17 protein-coding genes and 1 riboswitch are annotated in these 18,328 nt (G+C 70.3%); of the genes, 7 read left to right on the forward strand and 10 right to left on the reverse strand.

Annotated elements, in window-relative coordinates:
• Positions 1-3: 3 nt before the first annotated feature.
• From nagA (QRN40_RS11795) to purU, 3 genes are read right to left on the reverse strand one after another with little or no spacing between them, the layout of a single operon-like run.
• Entirely contained in the window at positions 4-1,167 is a 1,164-nt protein-coding gene (gene nagA / locus QRN40_RS11795) for an N-acetylglucosamine-6-phosphate deacetylase (protein ID WP_285115834.1), read from the reverse strand.
• Positions 1,164-1,526, reverse strand: a complete 363-nt coding sequence (locus QRN40_RS11800) for a YrdB family protein (protein WP_285115835.1) — start codon at positions 1,524-1,526, stop codon at positions 1,164-1,166. Before QRN40_RS11800 ends, nagA (QRN40_RS11795) begins: the two co-directional genes overlap by 4 nt.
• A 59-nt stretch (positions 1,527-1,585) precedes the next feature.
• Positions 1,586-2,449: a formyltetrahydrofolate deformylase gene (gene purU, locus QRN40_RS11805; RefSeq protein WP_285115836.1), complete on the reverse strand. Its 864-nt coding sequence runs from the start codon at positions 2,447-2,449 to the stop codon at positions 1,586-1,588.
• Positions 2,450-2,549: 100 nt separating this feature from the next.
• On the opposite strand from purU, the gene QRN40_RS11810 reads away from it, so the two are divergent.
• The 3 genes from QRN40_RS11810 to QRN40_RS11820 all read left to right on the forward strand — a co-directional run bounded on the left by QRN40_RS11810 (position 2,550) and on the right by QRN40_RS11820 (position 5,983).
• Positions 2,550-4,061 (forward strand): purine-cytosine permease family protein, encoded by a 1,512-nt coding sequence (locus QRN40_RS11810; protein ID WP_285115837.1) that lies wholly within the window; start codon positions 2,550-2,552, stop codon positions 4,059-4,061.
• On the forward strand, positions 4,058-4,606 hold the full coding sequence (locus tag QRN40_RS11815) for a cysteine hydrolase family protein (protein ID WP_285115838.1): 549 nt from the start codon (positions 4,058-4,060) through the stop codon (positions 4,604-4,606). The genes QRN40_RS11810 and QRN40_RS11815 overlap by 4 nt, the downstream gene beginning before the upstream one ends.
• A gap of 141 nt (positions 4,607-4,747) precedes the next feature.
• Entirely contained in the window at positions 4,748-5,983 is a 1,236-nt protein-coding gene (locus QRN40_RS11820) for an MFS transporter (RefSeq protein WP_285115839.1), read from the forward strand.
• A 7-nt stretch (positions 5,984-5,990) separates the two neighbouring features.
• On the opposite strand, the gene nagA (QRN40_RS11825) is transcribed toward QRN40_RS11820, so the two are convergent.
• Genes nagA (QRN40_RS11825) through QRN40_RS11850 form a run of 6 tightly spaced genes read right to left on the reverse strand, consistent with a single transcriptional unit; the run spans position 5,991 to position 11,672 of the window.
• The gene (nagA, locus tag QRN40_RS11825; RefSeq protein WP_285115840.1) at positions 5,991-7,148 is read right to left on the reverse strand and encodes an N-acetylglucosamine-6-phosphate deacetylase; all 1,158 of its coding nucleotides are present in this window, start codon (positions 7,146-7,148) and stop codon (positions 5,991-5,993) included.
• Positions 7,145-7,930 carry a DeoR/GlpR family DNA-binding transcription regulator gene (locus QRN40_RS11830; protein ID WP_285115841.1) on the reverse strand — a complete coding sequence of 262 codons (786 nt, stop codon included), beginning with the start codon at positions 7,928-7,930 and terminating at the stop codon, positions 7,145-7,147. The genes nagA (QRN40_RS11825) and QRN40_RS11830 overlap by 4 nt, the downstream gene beginning before the upstream one ends.
• On the reverse strand, positions 7,927-8,787 hold the full coding sequence (locus tag QRN40_RS11835) for a class II fructose-bisphosphate aldolase (protein ID WP_285115842.1): 861 nt from the start codon (positions 8,785-8,787) through the stop codon (positions 7,927-7,929). The genes QRN40_RS11830 and QRN40_RS11835 overlap by 4 nt, the downstream gene beginning before the upstream one ends.
• A gap of 49 nt (positions 8,788-8,836) precedes the next feature.
• Positions 8,837-9,748 (reverse strand): 1-phosphofructokinase family hexose kinase, encoded by a 912-nt coding sequence (locus tag QRN40_RS11840; protein WP_285115843.1) that lies wholly within the window; start codon positions 9,746-9,748, stop codon positions 8,837-8,839.
• A complete protein-coding gene (locus QRN40_RS11845) occupies positions 9,745-10,734 on the reverse strand; it encodes an ROK family protein (protein ID WP_285117484.1) in 990 nt (329 codons plus the stop codon). Before QRN40_RS11845 ends, QRN40_RS11840 begins: the two co-directional genes overlap by 4 nt.
• Before the next feature lie 59 nt (positions 10,735-10,793).
• Positions 10,794-11,672 (reverse strand): SIS domain-containing protein, encoded by an 879-nt coding sequence (locus tag QRN40_RS11850; RefSeq protein WP_285117485.1) that lies wholly within the window; start codon positions 11,670-11,672, stop codon positions 10,794-10,796.
• Positions 11,673-12,030: 358 nt separating this feature from the next.
• Here QRN40_RS11850 and QRN40_RS11855 point away from each other — a divergent pair, with 358 nt between their 5' ends.
• From QRN40_RS11855 to QRN40_RS11870, 4 genes are all read left to right on the forward strand, one after another.
• A complete protein-coding gene (locus QRN40_RS11855) occupies positions 12,031-13,275 on the forward strand; it encodes an extracellular solute-binding protein (RefSeq protein WP_285115844.1) in 1,245 nt (414 codons plus the stop codon).
• 6 nt (positions 13,276-13,281) lie between these two features.
• On the forward strand, positions 13,282-14,238 hold the full coding sequence (locus QRN40_RS11860; protein ID WP_285115845.1) for a carbohydrate ABC transporter permease: 957 nt from the start codon (positions 13,282-13,284) through the stop codon (positions 14,236-14,238).
• A complete protein-coding gene (locus QRN40_RS11865) occupies positions 14,235-15,128 on the forward strand; it encodes a carbohydrate ABC transporter permease (RefSeq protein ID WP_285115846.1) in 894 nt (297 codons plus the stop codon). Before QRN40_RS11860 ends, QRN40_RS11865 begins: the two co-directional genes overlap by 4 nt.
• Positions 15,129-15,287: 159 nt before the next feature.
• Complete coding sequence (locus tag QRN40_RS11870) at positions 15,288-16,532, forward strand: glycosyltransferase family protein (RefSeq protein WP_285115847.1); 1,245 nt, start codon at positions 15,288-15,290, stop codon at positions 16,530-16,532.
• Between the two features lie 28 nt (positions 16,533-16,560).
• On the opposite strand, the gene QRN40_RS11875 is transcribed toward QRN40_RS11870, so the two are convergent.
• Positions 16,561-18,078 carry a beta-N-acetylhexosaminidase gene (locus tag QRN40_RS11875; RefSeq protein WP_285115848.1) on the reverse strand — a complete coding sequence of 506 codons (1,518 nt, stop codon included), beginning with the start codon at positions 18,076-18,078 and terminating at the stop codon, positions 16,561-16,563.
• 133 nt (positions 18,079-18,211) lie between these two features.
• Positions 18,212-18,310, forward strand: a riboswitch (ZMP/ZTP riboswitch).
• Positions 18,311-18,328: the final 18 nt, after the last annotated feature.

Raw genomic sequence — 18,328 nt, forward strand, 5'->3', positions numbered from 1 at the left:
GGGTCAGGCGGTGAGGACGGCGCCGTCGGCGACGACGGCGCTGACGCGCCACTCGTGGTCGAGCATCACGGCGTCGGCGACGTACCCGGCGTGCAGCCGGCCCAGCCGGTGCGATTCGCCCAGCACCCGCGCGGGAGTTCGCGTGAGTGCGGCGACCGCCTGGACCGGGTCCACGCCGGCCAGCGTCACCGCATTGCGGAGGGCGACATCCTGCGTCAGCGTCGAGCCGGCGATCGTGTCGGTGCCCGACAGCACGGCCAGCCCGTCGTGGACGGTCACGTTGAGGCCGCCGAGCCGGTAGTTCCCGTCGGTCGCGCCGGCAGCGGCCATGGCGTCGGTGACGAGCGCGACGCGGTCCGGCGCCTCGCGGAAGAGCAGGGCGGCGACGGTGGGATGCACGTGGAGGCCGTCGAGGATGAGCTCGAGGGTCACGTCCGCGTTGTCGATCGCGGCCATCACCGGACCGGGGGCACGGTGGTGGATGCCGGGCATCGCGTTGAACGCGTGCGTCAGCAGCCGGGCTCCGACCTCGAAGGCGCGTGCCGCCATCGCATAGTCCGCGGTGGTGTGCCCGACGCCGACGACGACCCCGGCCTCGGTGAGGACGCCGATCGCCTCCAGGGCGTTCGGCAGGTCGGGTGCGATCGTCGCCGTGCGCAAGGTGCCGCGGGCTGCGGCGATCAGCTGCTCCACGGCCTCGGGCTCCGGGTCGCGCAGGAAGCGCGCGTCGTGTGCGCCGCGTCGCTCGGCGGCGAGGAAGGGCCCTTCGAGATGCGAGCCGAGAACGAGCGGGTCCGTGGTCGTCAGTTCGGCGACGACGGCGAGGCTCTCCAGCAGGGAGGCGAGTGGATTCGCGACGTGCGAGATGAGGGAGCGGGTGGTGCCGTGGGCGCGATGGGTCGCGAGGGCGGCGCGCATCTCCTCGATGCCGTCGTCGTAGGGGTGGCCTCCGCCGCCGTGGCAGTGCAGGTCGATGAAGCCCGGAGTGAGCCAGTGGCCGTGCGCGTCGATGACGCGGAGGTCGGCGCCGGCGTCGCGGGTGGCGTCACGCCATCCCGTGCCGGTGCCCGTCGCGGTGATGTGCGCGCCGTCCGTCACGAGCCAGAAGTCGTCGACCAGCCCGTCCGCATCGACCTTGCGTGCGCTGTGGACGACGAGGCCGGTCATGCGAACTCGCGCCGGCCGTTGATGACGCCGCTGACGGTGGCGATCAGCGCGAAGACAACCGCGACGATCGGCTGTCCGAGGTCCCACCAGGCGAAGGCGGCCGACCCCATCACGACGACCTCGACGATCGCCTTCACGAAGGGGTCGACGTGCAGCACCGCGCGCGGGGAGCGGAACAGCGCCCACAGCAGGATCGCGACGACCGGAGCGCCGATGCCGACGACGATGTTCCACGGCAGCGGCCAGGCGAGGAAGCCCCAGATGCCGAGGGAGACGATGGCGAACAGCTCCAGCAGGAACCGGAGGACGTCGTTCGGTCCCACCTTGAGCTGGGCGTGCTGGTCGGGCGCGGATGTCACCCGGGAAGTCTATCGTCGGGCAGCCTCGCGCCGAGAGTAGGTGGGAGGGGCGGTGATCATCACCGGAAGATGATGGTGCGCGCCCCATCCAGCAGGACGCGGTCCTCCGCGAACCACTTGACCGCCTGGGTGAGCGTGCGGCTCTCCTCGTCCTGCCCGATCGCGACGAGCTCCTGCACCGTGTTCGAGTGGTCGACCCGGACGACGTTCTGCTCGATGATCGGCCCCTCGTCGAGGTCGCTCGTCACGAAGTGGGCCGTCGCGCCGATCAGCTTGACGCCACGCGCGTGCGCCTGGCGGTACGGGTTGGCGCCCTTGAAGCCGGGGAGGAACGAGTGGTGGATGTTGATCGCCCGCCCGGCCAGCCGCGCACACAGCTCGGGCGAGAGGATCTGCATGTACCGGGCGAGCACGACCAGCTCGATGTCGTGCTCCTCGACCGCCTCGAGGATGCGCGCCTCGAACGCCGCCTTGGCGTCGGCGTCCGTCACCGGGTGGGCCTCGAACGGCACTCCGTAGAACCCGGCGAGATCGCTGAGGGTGTCATGGTTGGAGAGCACGAGCGGGATCTCCACCGGGAGCTGGCCCGCACGCTGACGGAACAGCAGGTCGTTGAGGCAGTGCGCCGCCTTCGACACCAGCACCAGCGTCCGCAGCGGGCGTCCGACGTTGTCGACCCGGTGCGTCATCCCGAACTGCTCGACGACAGGGGCGAGCGCCCGCTCGAACTCGTCGCGTCCCGCCTCCGACTCGACCTGCAGGCGCATGAAGAAGCGCCCGGTGTCGGTGCTCGCGAACTGCTGGCTCTCGGTGATGTTGCCGCGTGCGGCGACGATCGCGCCGCTCACCGCGTGCACGATCCCGGGCCGGTCGGAGCAGCTGAAGGTGAGCACCCAGTGATTGGAGGGGGAGGAGTCGGTCACCAGATCAGGGTAGCGGGCGGGCGGCGGGCCGATCGGACCGGGGCCCGCCTGGCCGCGCGCCGCGGTTGACGAGCAGACCGTGGTGCACCACGATCGGTGCATGACCAGCACCGGTGCAGACGCCCCTGATACCCGTACGGGGAGCGCGTCCGCCTTCAACGTCGAGCTGAACGGGCTCAACACCATCCACGAGAGCGAGCGGAAGGGTCGCCCGCGCGACCTGTTCTGGCCGTGGTTCGGCGCAAACGTGTCGGTGTTCGGCCTGAGCTACGGCTCGTTCCTGCTCGGCTTCGGCATCTCCTTCTGGCAGGCGACGATCGTCGGTGTCGTCGGGATCATCGCCTCGTTCCTCCTCTGCGGCGTGATCGCGCTGGCCGGCAAGCGCGGCTCCGCGCCGACCATGGTGCTCAGCCGTGCGGTGTTCGGCGTCGAGGGCAACCGCGTGCCGTCGTTCCTCTCCTGGCTGCTGACGGTCGGATGGGAGACCGTGCTGGTCTCCCTCGCCGCCCTCGCCACCGCCACGGTGTTCCAGCAGCTCGGCTGGGAGGGCGGGGTCGTCACCAAGCTCGTCGCGCTGATCGTCGTGGTCGCCCTCGTCATCATCGGGGGCGTGATCGGGTTCAACCTGATCATGCGCATGCAGATGGTCATCACCATCGTCACCGGCGTGCTCACCGTGGTCTACATCCTGCTGGTGCTGAACCACATCGACCTCGGCGCCGTCGCCGCGCTCCCGGCGGGGGATGCCCCGCACGTGATCGGCGGCTTCGTCTTCATGCTCACCGGCTTCGGCCTCGGCTGGGTCAACGCGGCCGCCGACTACTCCCGCTACCTCCCGCGGTCGTCGCGGAGCGGCGGAGTGGTCGGGTGGACGACCTTCGGCTCGTCGCTTGCTCCGGTCATCCTGCTGATCTTCGGCATCCTGCTCGCGGGGTCGTCCACGAAGCTCAGCCAGGCGATCGGGGCCGACCCGATCGGCGCGCTGGCGTCGCTGCTCCCGACCTGGTTCCTGGTGCCGTTCGTGATCGTCGCCGTGCTGGGGCTCGTCGGCGGTGCGGTGCTCGACATCTACTCTTCCGGACTGGCGCTGCTCAGCGTCGGCGTCCGAGTGCCCCGGTACGTCGCGGCCGGAATCGACGGGGTCATCATGACCGCCGGCGCCGTGTACGTGGTGTTCTTCGCGACCGACTTCATCGGGCCGTTCCAGGGCTTCCTCATCACCCTCGGCGTGCCGATCGCCGCCTGGTGCGGCATCTTCATCGCCGACATCCAGCTCCGCCGCCGCGACTATGCCGAAGCCGAGCTGTACGACCGGCGCGGCCGCTACGGCGCCGTCCGCTGGCTGCCCATCGCACTCATCGTGATCGGCACCGCCATCGGGTGGGGACTCGTCACGAACACCTACGCCGGATGGCTGAGCTGGCAGGGCTACCTGCTGGGCCCGATCGGCGGCAAGGACGGCGACTGGGCCTTCGCGAACCTCGGTGTGCTGGTCGCCCTGGTGATCGGCTACCTCGGCACGCTGCTGTTCTCCCGCGCCGCCGTCCGCCGCCAGGAGGAGCTGCCGATCGCGGGAAGCGAGACCGCGAACGCGGGAGCCGTCCGGCGATGAGCGGTCCCGTCCTCGTCGTCGTCGACATGCAGCAGGTCTTCGGCAACCCGGCGAGCCCTTGGTTCACGCCGAAGTTCGCCGACGCGGAGGCGGTGATCGCCGGGATGGTGCCCGCGTTCGGCGACCGCGTGATCTTCACCCGGTTCATCGCGCCCGAACAGCCGGAGGGCGCTTGGGTGCCCTACTACCAGCAGTGGCCGTTCGCCCTGGTGCCCGACGACGACCCGATCTACGACCTGGTGCTCGCCTTCCGCGACACCGGGCACCCGGTCGTCAGCGAGCCGACCTTCGGCAAGTGGGGACCGGACCTCCGTGCGGCCCTCGACGGCGCGCAGGATGTGGTGCTCGCCGGCGTCTCCACCGACTGCTGCGTGCTCAGCACGGCGCTCGGAGCCGCGGATGCCGGGGTGCGCGTCCGGGTCGCCGCCGACGCCTGCGCCGGGTTGTCGGACGCCGACCACCAGCGGGCCCTCGACGCCATGGCCCTGTACGCACCGCTGATCGAGATCACGGACAGCTCTTCCGTCCTGAGCGGCCTCCGGTAGAATCGTCAGCGGTCGGCGGTTCCCGCACGGCCCTGGGCGCGCACACAGGCGCGTAGTCGACCCGCCATTCCCTCCCGGACCACCGGGGTGCCGCCTCCCGCGCGGAATGGCCGGGGAACGCCGTCCGTTGGACGAATCCGTATGACTGTCACTTCCCCGACTCCGGTGCGCGTCGCACCGAAATTCCCGTGGGTGGGGCTCATCGCCCTGGCCGCGGCCACCTTCCTCTCCGTCACCAGCGAGATGATCCCGACCGGTCTGCTCCCGGACATGAGCGCCTCCCTGGGCGTGAGCGAGGCGCAGATCGGGCTGCTGGTGACGGTGTTCGCGTTCACCGTCGTGGTGACCAGCACACCGCTCACCGCGTTGACGCGGCGCTGGCCGCGGCACGGACTGCTGATCGGCATCCTCGTGCTGCTCGGCATCTCGAACGCGCTGACGGCCCTGGCGCCGAACTACGCGTTCGTGGTCGGCTCGCGTGTGCTCGGCGGTGTCGCGCACGGGATGTTCTGGTCGATCGTCGGCGCGTACGCCGGCCACCTGGTGCCCAAGGAGCAGATCGGGCGTGCCGTGTCCATCACCCTCGGCGGCGGGACGCTCGCCTTCGTCTTCGGGGTCCCGCTCGGCACGTTCGCCGGTCACGTCTTCGGCTGGCGCCTCTCGTTCGCCCTGCTCGCCGTCCTCATGGTCGTCGGCGCGCTCGTGGTGTGGAAGTTCCTCCCCGCGGTGGAGCGCGACGCGGATGCGCGTGGAGTGCGCGCACGCGACCGCTCGTTGCCGAAACCCAAGGACCGGACCATCCCCGCCGTGGTCATGGTGTGCCTGATCGCAGCCGTGACGATGGTCGGCCATTACGCGTTCTACACATTCGTCGTGCCCTTCCTGACCGGCCCGATGGGGGTTCCCGCGGGGAACGTGGGTGCGCTGCTGTTCATCTACGGGATCGCCGGGGCGGGCGGCCTCATCCTCGCGGGCTCCGTCTTCGGGCCGCGCCCGCAGCTCGGGCTGGTGCTGGCGCTGCTGGTCACCGGCGTGGCGGTGGCGGCGCTCGCGCTGCTGGCGAGCCAGCCCATCCCGGCCCTGATCGCGTTCCTGCTGTGGGGCCTCGCCTTCGGGGCGCTCCCGCCGCTGCTGCAGACGCGACTGCTGCACACGTCGTCGCCGGCCTTCCGCGACACCGCGAGCGCGCTGTACACGACGTCCTTCAACGTCGGGATCGGCGGGGGAGCGCTGGTCGGGTCGCTCATCTTCGACGCGGGCGGCCTGATGCTGCTGCCGTGGTGCTACGTGGCGCTGCTGCTGGTGTCGGTCGCACTGGTCGCCGTGGTGGGCCGGATGACGCGGAAGCGCGCGCAAGCGGCAGCGGCGGCCGTCTGACCGGGACTCAGAGGACGGGTTCCCCGTCGCTCCACACCTGCTGAACGGCGAATCCGTCGTCGAGCAGCACCGCGTCGGCCGCGTAGCCCGGCAGCAGGCGGCCGAGATCCCCGGCGCGCCCGATGGCGGCGGCCGGTGTCGCCGTGAGCGCCCGCACCGCCTCGGCAACGGGGATGCCCACCTCGAGCACCGCACGCCGGAGCGCGTCGTCGAGGGTGAGGGTCGAGCCGGCGATCGACCCGCCGCCCGCCAGCCGAGCGACGCCCCCGCGCACCTCGACCTGCAACGAGCCGAGCAGGTAGTCGCCGTCGGCTGAGCCCGCGGCGGCCATGGCATCCGTCACCAGGGCGATCCGGCCCGGGGCGGAAGCGAAGGCGATCCGCACCATCTCCGGGTGCACGTGCACGCCGTCGTTGACGATCTCCAGGGTGACGCCGGCCGTGCGGGCCGCTGCGGCGACCGGTCCCGGCGCGCGGTGGTGCAGCCCGCGCATGGCGTTGAACGCGTGGGTGAGGATGCTCGCCCCGGCATCGAATGCCGCGAGCGCCTGGTCGTAGTCGGCACCCGTGTGCCCGACCGCCACGGCGACGCCGGCGGCCGAGAACGCGCGCACCGCGTCCATCCCACCCGGCAGCTCCGGCGCGATCGTGATCTGGCGGAGGGTGCCGTCGGCGGCCTCGATCAGCAGCTCGACGTCGGCGGGAGTGGCGGAACGCAGCAGCGACGACGCGTGGGCGCCCTTGTGGCCGACGTCGAGGAACGGACCTTCGAGGTGCGAACCGAGGATGCGCGGGTCGGCCGCGCTCAGCGCCGCCACCTCACGGACGCGGCGGGCGAGGTCGTCGATCGGCGCGGTCACGAGCGACACCATCGACCGCGTCGTGCCGTGCCGCCGGTGCAGGGCCAGCGCCTGTGCGATGGCGTCGGCGCCGTCGTCGAAGCTGGCACCACCTCCGCCGTGCACGTGCAGGTCGAGGAAGCCCGGGGTCAGCCAGCGCCCGCCCGCATCGGTGGCGGAGCCGGCGGCGTCGGAGTGCTCCTCCCGCCAGGTCGCGCCCGAGCCGACCGCTGCGACGCGGCTGCCCTCGAACCGCACCCACGCGTCGTCGACGACCGTCCCGCCGTCCACCAGTCGCGCCGAATGGATGATGTGGCCGCCGCTCACGCGACGATCACCTCTATGCCCTGCTCGACGAACGCCGCCCGCTGCTCGCCGGTGATGCCGTCGTCGGTGATCAGGGTCGTCAGCACCTTCGGGCCGCCGAGGGTCGCGAACGCCTTCCGCCCGATCTTCGACGAGTCGGCGACCACGACCGCACGCGTCGCGCGCCGGGCCATGAGCGAGTTGACGCTCGCCTCGCCCTCGTCGTGGACGGTGGCTCCGACGAACGGATCGATGCCGTTGACGCCGATGAACGCGATGTCCATGGTGATCTTCTCGAGCACGACGTCGCTGTACGGCCCGACGAGTTCGTACGATCGCGCGTGAACCACGCCGCCGGTCATCACGGTCTTGATCTGCGGACGCATCACCAGCTGGGCGGCGATGTTGATGGCATTGGTGACGACCGTGAGGCTGTGGTGCGGCGACGGCTCCATCAGGTCCGGCCGCGACCCGAGCACGGTCGCGACGGCGGTGCTCGTCGTGCCGCCGCACAGCCCGATGACCGCCCCGCGCGGCACCAGCGCGCTCGCCGCCTGGGCGATGCGCAGCTTCTCGGGCGCGTGCTGCTCGCGCTTGTACCGGATCGGCAGGTCGTACGCCACGGACTGCCCGACCGCTCCGCCGCGGGTGCGGGTCAGCAGCTGCTGGGATGCGAGCGCGTCCAGGTCACGCCGGGCGGTGGCCGCCGAGACGTCCAGCTTTGCGACGATGTCGTCGACCTCGACCTGGCCTGCCTCGGCCAGGAGGTCGAGCACGGCGTTCAGCCGCTCGGCTCTGTTCATCGCTGCGCCTCCTCCGTTCCGCCTGCCACATCGAACAGGGTCATCAGCCGTGCCGCTTCGCGCGCGACGGCGGCTCGTCCCTCCCGCACGTACTTCCGCGGGTCCACGGTCTCGGGGTGGGCGGCGAGGTACTCCCGGACCGCATCGGTGAAGAAGCGGTTCAGGTGGGTGGAGACGTTGACCTTGGTGATCCCGGCGCGGATCGCCGCCACGATCGTCTCATCCGCCACACCGCTGGACCCGTGCAGGACCAACGGAACCGCCACGGCGTGTCGGAGTCGCGAGATCAGCTCGAGGTCGAGCGCGGCGGTGCGCTCGCTCATGGCGTGCGAGCTGCCGACCGCGACGGCGAGCGCATCCACCCCGGTCTCGTCGACGAAGCGGCGGGCCTCCTCCGGGTCCGTCCGCACGCCCGGAGCGTGGGCGCCGTCCTTGCCGCCGATCTCGCCGAGCTCGGCCTCCACCAGAACGTCGTGGGCGTGGGCGTGCTCGACGACGCGAACGGTAGCGGCGACGTTGTGCTCGTAGTCGAGTGTGGAGCCGTCGAACATGACCGAGCCGAAACCCGCCTCGACCGCGCGCCGGGCGAGCTGCTCGTCCTCGGCGTGGTCGAGGTGTACGGCGACGTGCGCGGTCGACTCCTCGGCCAGCGCAAGCGTGGCGGCGGCGATCGGTTCGAGGGAGCCGTGGTAGGCGACGCAGTTCTGCGAGATCTGCAGGATGACGGGAAGCCCGGTCTGCTCGGCGGCCTCCACGAGCGCCTCCGCCGTCTCCAGCTGGATGACGTTGAACGCCGCGAGACCGGTGCGACGGCCGACGGCCGCGTGCAGCAGGTCGGCGGTGGGGACGAGGGGCATGTCGGCGGCTCCGGAGGTGAAAAAGGATCTGAAGGTGGATGGGGAAGGGTCAGCCGGTCACGAGGCGCGCCTCGAACTCCGGGTAGGTCGGGTGCAGGTCGCCGGCGAGCGGTGCGAGCACGGCGGCCGCCGACCACGCGGTGGCGCGTCGGAGCACGGCGGACGGGTCTTCGACCCCGCCCGCGAGCAGTGTGGCCACCGCCGCGACCGCGGCATCTCCGGCACCGGTGGCGTTGCCGGTGAGCCGCTCGGCGAGCCGCGCATGCAGCGGCTCGCCTGCGCGTGGGACGGCGAGCATCCCCTCGGCGCCGAGCGAGACGAGCACCAGCCCTGCGCCGGCGTCGAGAAGGATGCGCGCACCCTCCACGGGGTCGTCGCGTCCGGTGGTCTCGGCCAGCTCGCGACGGTTCGGCTTCACGACGGAGGCGCCGGCCTCCGCGGCGAGCAGCAGTGCGTGGCCGGTCGCGTCGATCACGCTGGGCCGCTGGTGTGCGGAGGCGGCGGCGACCAGCTGCGCGTAGAAGTCCTCCGGAGCACCTGGCGGCAGGCTGCCCGAGCCGACGACGCAGGCGGCCGGCACCGTGAGGCGCAGCACTGCGTCGTGCAGCGCGATCCACTCGGCCGGGGTGAGCGCTCCGCCGATCTCGTTGATGACGGTCGTCTCGCCGTCCTCGTCGTCGACGATCGCGACGCTGCTGCGTGTCTCGGCCGAGACGGGGATGACCTCGGCGGGCATCCGGGACGCTTCGAGGTCGTCGGCCAGCCGCAGTCCTGACGGACCGCCCGCCGTGGTCAGCACGAAGGCGTGGCCCCCGGTCTGGCCGATGACCCGGGCGACGTTGAGTCCCTTGCCGCCGGCCCGGACGGCCGGGGGAGCGGCGCGGTGCGTCTCTCCGGGCTGCAGCGCGGGCACCCGATAGGTGAGGTCGAGGGCCGGGTTCGGGGTGACGGTGAGGATCATGACGCGGCCTCCGCATCCTGGGGCACGGCATCCTGAGGCGCAGCCTCCTGGGGTACGGCGGCCTCGACCGCCGACCGGGTTCCGGGCGTCTGCGCCAGCAGGTCCCGGGCGCGCAGCGCCGCCCCGATCACCCCGGCGTTCTCGCCGATGCTCGCCGGAAGCAGCACGGGGCGACGGTGGAAGGTGAGGATGGCGTCCAGCTTCTCCGCCAGCGGCCCGAAGAGCGCCGGGCCGGCCTGGGCCAGGCCGCCCCCGATGACGATGGCCTCGGGAGCGAGCAGCGCGACCGTGTGGGACAGGTCGAGCGCGAGGGCGTCGAGGGCCGAGTCCCAAACCTGCCGGGCCTGCTCGTCGCCCGCCTCCGCGCGCGCCAGCACCTCCCGCGCCCCCGGCACGTGGGCTCCGGTCAGCGCGTTGTACCGCCGGGCGATCGCCGCAGCCGACGCGACGGCTTCGAGACAGCCGATCCCGCCGCACGCGCACCGCGGGCCATCCGCCACACGGGAGTGACCCATCTCGCCCGCCATGCCGCCGCCGGTGTAGAGACGGCCGTCGATGAAGATCGCCCCGGCGATGCCGGTGCCGATCGCCATGACGACCACGTCACGGTAGGGAGCAGCGGCCCCCAGCCGGTGTTCCGCCTCGCCGGCGCCGCGCACGTCGTGACTGAAGGAGACCGGCATTCCGAGCGCCTCCCGGGCGCGGTCGCGGAAGGGGAAGGAGCGCCAGCCGAGGTTCTCCGCGAAGACCCCGATCCCGGCGTCGTCGTCGACATGGCCCGGCACCAGCAGTCCGGCGGCCTGCGGCACGATGTCCGGATGCTCGGCCCGGAACCGGGCGGCCAGGTCGACCGTCGCCGCCACCACGGCCTCGGCCGTCGCGAGGCCGTCGTGCGGGGTCGGGATGCGGACGACGCGCGCCAGCCGTCCCTCCGCGTCGACGAGGGCGGCCTTCATGTCGGTGCCGCCGACGTCGAAGGCCAGCACCGGAGCGCCGCTGCCCAGCGGGGCGGCGGCGGCCGGTGACGGGTTCGAGAGGTCTGCGCTCACGAGGGGAGGATGACCGATCGCGTGAGGTTGCGGGGGCTGTCGGGGTCGAGGCCGGCGCGACGGGCGCGAGCCAGGGCGACGCGCTGGGCGCGGACGAGGTCCGCCATCCCGTCGATCGGGCGGTCCTCGAAGCGGGCCCCGGTCACGGCGAGATCGCCGGCGAGACCCGTGGGCGCCTCGCCCAGCATCCAGGTGACCCGTCCGGGAGCCGCGATCGCGATCGGTCCGTGGCGGTACTCCTTCGCGGGGTACGACTCGGTCCACGACTGCGACGCCTCGCGCATCTTCAGCGCGGCCTCGTGGGCGAGGCCGACGGTCCACCCGGTGCCGAGGAACGAGTACTGGCCGGCGGTGACGAGCTCGTCGTCGAGCTCCTCCTCCAGCGCCGCAGCGGCCTGGTCGATCACGGGGGAGAGGTCGTGGCCGAGGGAGGCCCGCACCAGCGCGAGCGCCGTCGTGGCGAAGCGGGTCTGGACCACGGACTGCTCGTCGGCGAAGGGGAGCCGGATGGCCGTGTCCACGAGGTCGACGAGCGGAGTGTCGGGGTCGCCGACGATTCCGACCGTGCGGGCGCGGTTCCCGGACCTGCGCAGGGCGTCCAGCAGTTCGAGCACTTCCGTGGTCGTACCCGAGCGGGTGATCGCGACGATCGCGCTGTAGTCGCGGTCGACGAACGCCTCCGAGGCGGCGAACGCGTCGGTGACCCCGTGCCCCGCACCCTCACGAAGAGCGGCATACGACTGCGCCATGAACCAGGACGTCCCGCAGCCGACGACCGCGATGCGCTCACCGGCACCGGGCAGCAGCGACTGCTCCTCACGCAGTCCGGCCGCGGTCGCCCACGTCTCCGGCTGAGAGCGCAGCTCCGCCTCCATGTGGGCGCCGCCCGTGCCTGCGTGCGTCACTGATCGCTCCTGTTCTCCGCTTCGGCGGTCTTGTGCAGGGATACTTCGGGACAATGATCGCTGATGATCGTTCGTCCTGTCTACTAATCAAGTTCAATCGTTTCGGTGCGCGCTGGGGCCGCCATTCGACGCCCATGTAAACCCCACGTAACGATCTTCCGCTCAGTTCTTGACGGCAGAGAGCGGGCACGCCATGATTTCGATCATCCAATGAGTGCAAGTGCTTGTTTCATGCAGAAACAAATCACTAAGCATCAACAGCTACGCATCGTCGCGCATCAGCTTCATCAGCAGTGACGGTCGTGTTCTTCGAGAAGTGAGGAAGTTTATGAAGAAGTCACTGCGGTGGGGAGCGGCGGTCGCGACAGCGGCGGTCGCCACCATGACTCTGGCGTCCTGCGGCTTCAGCGGGGGCTCCGGCGGCGGCTCGTCCAGCGGCGCTCAATCGCTCGACCTGATGGTGGCGAGCTACTCGGACAACACGAAGGCCGAGTGGCAGCAGATCATCAAGGACTTCGAGGCCAAGAACAGCGACATCAAGGTCACTCTCGACGTCGAATCCTGGACCGACATCAACAACGTCATCAAGACGCGCATCCAGGCTCAGAAGCAGCCGGACATCCTGAACATCGACGCATTCGCCGGCTTCGCCGCCGACGACCTGCTCTACCCGGCGAAGGACATCGTCTCCTCGTCCACGCTGAACGACTTCCAGGACGCCTTCAAGAAGAACGCCAGCATCGACGGCACCCAGTACGGGCTGCCGTTCATCGCCTCGGCCCGCGGCCTGTTCTACAACAAGGACGACTTCGCGAAAGCCGGGATCTCGTCTCCGCCGAAGACCTGGGCCGAGTTCGAAGCGGACGCCGGCAAGCTCAAGGCCGTCGGTGTCACTCCCTACGGCATGCCGCTCGGAAGCGAAGAGGCGCAGGCCGAGACCGCGATCTGGTTCTACGGCGCCGGCGGAGGCTACGGGGACTCGAAGAAGCTGACGATCGACAGCTCGGAGAACGTCGAGGGCGCGACCGAGATGCAGAAGATCATCAACCAGGGCTACACGGAGCCGAACCCGGGCTCGACCAACCGCACCCCGCTGCTGAACGTCTTCATCCAGGGCCAGCTGGGCATGCAGGTCGGCCTCCCGCCGACAGTCGGGCAGATCAAGGACAAGAACCCGTCGCTGAAGTACGGCATCGCGCCGATCCCGACGAAGGACGGCTCGCCGTTCACGCTCGGTGTCGCCGACCACCTGATGGCCTTCAAGAACAAGACCGACAAGACGGCCTCGATCAAGAAGTTCCTCGACTACTTCTACTCGAAGGACGTCTACACGAAGTGGGTCAAGGCGGAGGGCTTCCTGCCCACCACCAAGTCCGGCGCGGATGTCATGGGCTCGGATGAGACCATCAAGCCGTTCCTCGACCTGCTGCCGAACGCCAAGTTCTACCCGTCCACCAACCCGAACTGGTCCGCCGCGCAGGGTGCGATCCAGAGCCAGATCGGTCAGCTCGGTCAGGGCGCCAAGCCCGAAGACCTGCTGAAGGCCATCCAGGCGAAGGCCGACGGCCAGTAGGCGCTGATGACCAGCACCACTGAAGCGACTCGCGCGGGGGCGGCCACCGGCCGTCCCCGCCGCGGGGCGTCCCCCAAGCCCACCGGCCACGCGTCGGACCTCTGGCGCGCGGTGCCGTGGACGCTGCCCGCCCTCATCCTGATCTTCGGCATCGTCCTGTTCCCTGCCGGCTACATGGTCTACAACTCCACCCGCAAGATCTCCCTCGCCGGAGTGGACCACGGATCCGTCGGCCTGCAGAACTACTTCACGGTGCTGTCGCGTCCGGAGATCCCGGGCATCCTTCTGAACACCCTCGTCTGGGTCGTCTCCGTCGTCGTCATCACCGTCGTCATCTCGCTCGCCCTCGCGCAGTTCCTCAACACGAACTTCCCCGGCCGGCGCTGGGTCCGGATGGCGATCATCGTGCCGTGGGCCGCCAGCGTGGTGATGACCACGACCGTCTTCGTCTACGGCCTCGACCCCTTCTACGGGATCATCAACAAGTTCCTGGTCGACATCCACGTGATCGCCGAGCCGTTCGGCTTCACCAAGGAGCCGGTGCCGGCGTTCATCTCGTCGATCGGCATCGCCGTGTTCGTCTCGCTGCCGTTCACGACCTACACGATCCTGGCCGGTCTCGCCGGCATCCCGGGCGACATGCTCGAGGCGGCGAAGATGGATGGCGCGAGCGCGCCCCGCTCCTACTTCAGCGTGACGCTTCCCAACCTGCGCGGCGCCATTGCGCTGGCGACCCTGATCAACATCATCAACGTGTTCAACTCGCTCCCGATCCTCAAACTGATGACCGGATCCATCCCGGGCTACAAGGCGGACACGACGACCACCTACGTGTTCAAGCTGCTGCAGAACGAGCAGCGGATCGACCTCTCCAGCGCGCTCAGCGTCATCAACTTCCTGATCGTGCTCGTGGTGGTCGGCCTGTACCTGTGGATCGTGAAGCCGATGAAGGAGGTCTCATGACCGCCCCCGCCCCGTCGCTGATCGCGGGCGCGCCGACGGTCCGCCCGGGCCGCTCGCGCCGCTCCCGCTCCTGGCGCACGCCGCTCCGCGTCCTCGCCGGGATCGTCATCGCCCTGGTCTTCATCGCGCCGTACCTGATCATGCTGGTCGGCTCCTTCAAGAGCCGGAACAACATCCTCGCGGTTCCCCCGTCCTACCTGCCGACGGAGTGGCATCCCGAGAACTACATCACCATGTGGTCGACGCCCGAGACCCCGCTGCCGTTCAACCTGGTCTCGACTATCGTGATCGCGGTGTTCGCGACCGCGCTGGTGATCATCGTCTGCGTGCCCGCGGCCTATTACACGGCCCGGTTCCGCTTCCCCGGGCGCGGCATCTTCCTGTTCCTCGTGATCGTCACGCAGATGCTCCAGCCGACCGTGCTCGCTACCGGCCTCTTCAAGGAGATGGTGGCGCTCGGGATCAACGACACCTGGCTGGCGATGATCCTCGTCAACGCGGCGTTCAACCTGGCGTTCGCGATCTGGATCATGCACAGCTTCTTCGCCGGCGTCCCGAAGGAGGTCGACGAGGCGGCCCAGCTGGATGGCGCGGGAAAGTGGACGGTGCTCTTCCGGGTGCAGCTGCCCCTGGTCTGGCCCGGTATCGTCACGGCGATCATCTACACGTTCGTCGCGTCCTGGAACGAGTTCGCGGCGAGCCTGGTGATCCTGTCGACGGATGCGAACCAGCCGCTGTCGGTGGCGCTCACCAAGTTCGTCGGACAGTACGACGCCGCGTGGCAGTACGTGTTCGCGGTGTCGGTCGTCGCCGTCATCCCGGTGGTCATCCTGTTCATGGTCATCGAGAAGCGCCTGGTCGGCGGACTGACGGCGGGCAGTGTGAAGTAGCTCTCGGACAAGGCTGGCGGGAGGCGCCGCGCGTGTGGCGCGATGCGGTCGCCTCCCGCCGGATGAGGACTTTCTCAGGCGGCGTCAACCGCTGCCCGGGCCGGGTTTCCGACGGGTACGATCCAAGGGGCGATCAGCGCACGGCAACCGGATGGGACGATGACAGCGGGGACCACGAGCACCAGGCGACCGGATCTCACGGCCGCCCCTCTCGGTGTACCCCGCCGGCTGCGCTTCGCCGGGCGCGAGGTGCCGTGGTGGGCGGCCGTGCTCATTCTGTACGCCGTCTCGCGCATCCTCACCACGCTGCTCATGCTGGCCCTCTTCATCGCCGCGAGCGTCGGGCACTGGGACTACTCGAGCCCGAGCATGGACCCGACCTTCTTCACCTTCTCGGGGTCGTGGGACAGCGCCTACTACAGCCAGATCGTCGAACAGGGGTACCCGACCTCGCTGCCGCTCGACAGCGACGGCTCGGTGCAGCAGAACCCCTGGGCGTTCCTGCCGCTCTACCCGATGGTGGTGCGGGTGGTGATGCTGCTCACCGGGATGAGCTTCTACCCGGCGGGCTTCGCCGTCGCCATCGCGCTCGGCGCCGCCGCGAGCGTCGTGCTGTTCCGGCTGGTGGCGGCCCGCGCCGGCGTGTCCAGCGCGTTCTGGGCGACCGCGTTCTTCTGCTTCGGACCGCTCTCGTTCGTCCTGCAGATCGCGTACGCCGAGAGCCTCTTCTTCTTCCTGATGTTCGCCGCCCTGCTGATGATGATCCAGCGGCGCTACTGGTTCATGCTGCCGTTCGGCGTGGCGGCCGCGTTCACGCGTCCCGGCGCGCTCGCCCTCCCGCTCGCTCTGGCGATCATGCTCATCGTCCGCACCGTCCGGTCCCGTCGCGGTCAGGACGGATTCCGGCCGCGCGAGCGTCTGTCGATGATCCTGACCGGCGCGGTGATGGCGGTGGCGGGGCTCTCCTGGCCGATCATCGCGGCGGCGGTGACCGGCACCGGTGACGCGTACATCAGCACCGAGCTGTCGTGGTGGACAGGATTCATCGGTAAGGTCGCGTTCGTTCCGCTGACGCCGTGGTTCCTGCTCAGCTGGCGGTACCTGAGCATCCTCGGCGCCCTCATCGTCATCGCGATCGTCGCCGGCTTCACGTGGGTGGTGACCCGGCCGTCGGTCCGTGCGCTGGGCACCGAGGTCGTCGCGTACGCGGTCAGCTACGGGCTGTACCTCTTCGCGGTCTTCCTGCCTCAGCAGAGCACGTTCCGGCTCCTGCTGCCGCTCGCACCGCTCGCCGGAGCGCGCGGCATCGGCCGTCACCGGCGGGTGCGGAAGGCGGCCTTCATCGCGTGCATCGCGCTGCAGCCGGTCTGCATCGTGCTGCTGTGGTTCATCGGCTACCCGTGAGTCGGGCGCTCGCGTGTCTGCGTGAACGTCAACCGACCTTCTCGGGCCACCCGACCTCCGGCACGCGCCGGTAGCGGGTGCCCGCCGCATCCCAGTGCTCGGAGAGCTCCGCGACGCGCTCGGCGAAGTCCGCGAAGTCGCGCGCGGCCTCGACGGGTTCCGTGTCCGCGGGAGCCGTCGACCAGCCGATCTCGGCGACGGCGGCCAGGCGCGGGAACACCATGACCTCCACATCCTCGATGGATGTCACGGTCTCGGTCCAGAGCGGCGCCTCGACGCCCAGGATGTGTGCGTCGCCCACGCCGGGGACGACCCGTGCCGGGTCCCACTCGAAGGACCGGCGGAGGGTTGTGGGGCTTCCCGTCCAGTCCTGCCCGAGCTCATCCCCCTCCTCGTACACGATGTCGAGGTAGGCCGCGTCGGACGGGGACATGATGAGCGAGCCGCCGCCCCGGACGAAGGCCAGTGCGTGTTCGGCGGCGTGTCCGCGCGGGGTGGTGAAGTCCCAGTACTGTCCGACGGTGCCGGCGGGCAGGCCGGCCGCCCTGCCCATCTCGTGCCAGCCGACCGGGGTCTTGCCGGCCGCGGTGACGGCCCGGGCGGCGTCCTCGACGAACGCGACGAAGTCGGCGGGAGGTGTGCTGAGGCACTCGTCGCCGCCGAGGTGCAGCAGGCGACCGGGGGTCAGGTCCGCGAGCTCGCGGATGACGTCGCGGACGAAGCGCTCGGTCAGCGCATCCCCGGTCTGCAGGGTGCTGAAGCCGACCTCCGTGCCCGTGTAGGGCGCGGGAGCCACGCCGTCGGCGTTCAGCCCGGGGTACGACGCGAGCGCCGCGTTCGTGTGCCCGGGCATGTCGATCTCCGGGACGATCGTGACGTGACGCTCGGCCGCGTACGCGACCAGGTCGCGGAACTCGTCCTGCGTGTAGAAGCCGCCCCGACCGCCGTCGACCCCGGTCGAGCCGCCGACGCGGGTGAGGTCCGGCCACGACTCGATCTGGATGCGCCAGCCCTGGTCGTCGGTCAGATGCAGGTGGAGGTGGTTGACCTTGAGCAGCACGATCGCATCGATGAACCGCTTCACCTCCGCCGGCGTGAAGAAGTGGCGCGCCACATCCAGCATCGCTCCGCGGTAGGCGAAGCGCGGGTGGTCGTGGATGCGGACGGGCTCGATCGTCAGCGGGTTGCCGTCGCACGCGGCCGGGATCAGCTGACGGAGCGTCTGCACGCCCCAGAAAGCGCCGGCGCCGGTCGCTGCGCCGATGCGCACGCTCTCGGCCGAGATCTCCAGCGTGTAGCCCTCGTCGCTGTCCGAGCCGTCGGCGTGCGGTCCCTCGCCGGGCGCGATGACGACGATGATGTCGCCGTAGGCGGGCGGCTCGTCGACGATGGCCAGCACACGGTCGCAGTCGGCGGCGAGCTCGGCGCGGAGCAGCCGGGCGACACCGTCGGCCCCGGGACCGGCGACGCTGATGCGGGCGGCCGGGGAGAGGACGAAGGGCGAACCGTCCGATGACTCGGCGCGGACAGGGCGGGGCACGACCACGGTGGGGCTCCTCGACGTCGGGGGAGTGCGGATGGGCCGACACCGCCCGCCCCGCGTAGGTCGGCCACAGCGAGTATTGCAGGGGTCCTAACTTATGGGCAAGGGTTCCGGTCGGAGCACCCTTTGCTATGCTTGCCCTCGTCGCAACTGGCGCTCAGATGGTCACCATCGGGGAGCGACACGCAACCTCCTTGTACACGGGTGGATTCGGCCGCGCGCCTGGGTCGATACGCAGATGGTCCACCCCTGA

Origin of the sequence: Leifsonia sp. fls2-241-R2A-40a (genome assembly GCF_030209575.1) — a bacterium.
Taxonomy (GTDB): Bacteria; Actinomycetota; Actinomycetes; order Actinomycetales; family Microbacteriaceae; genus Leifsonia.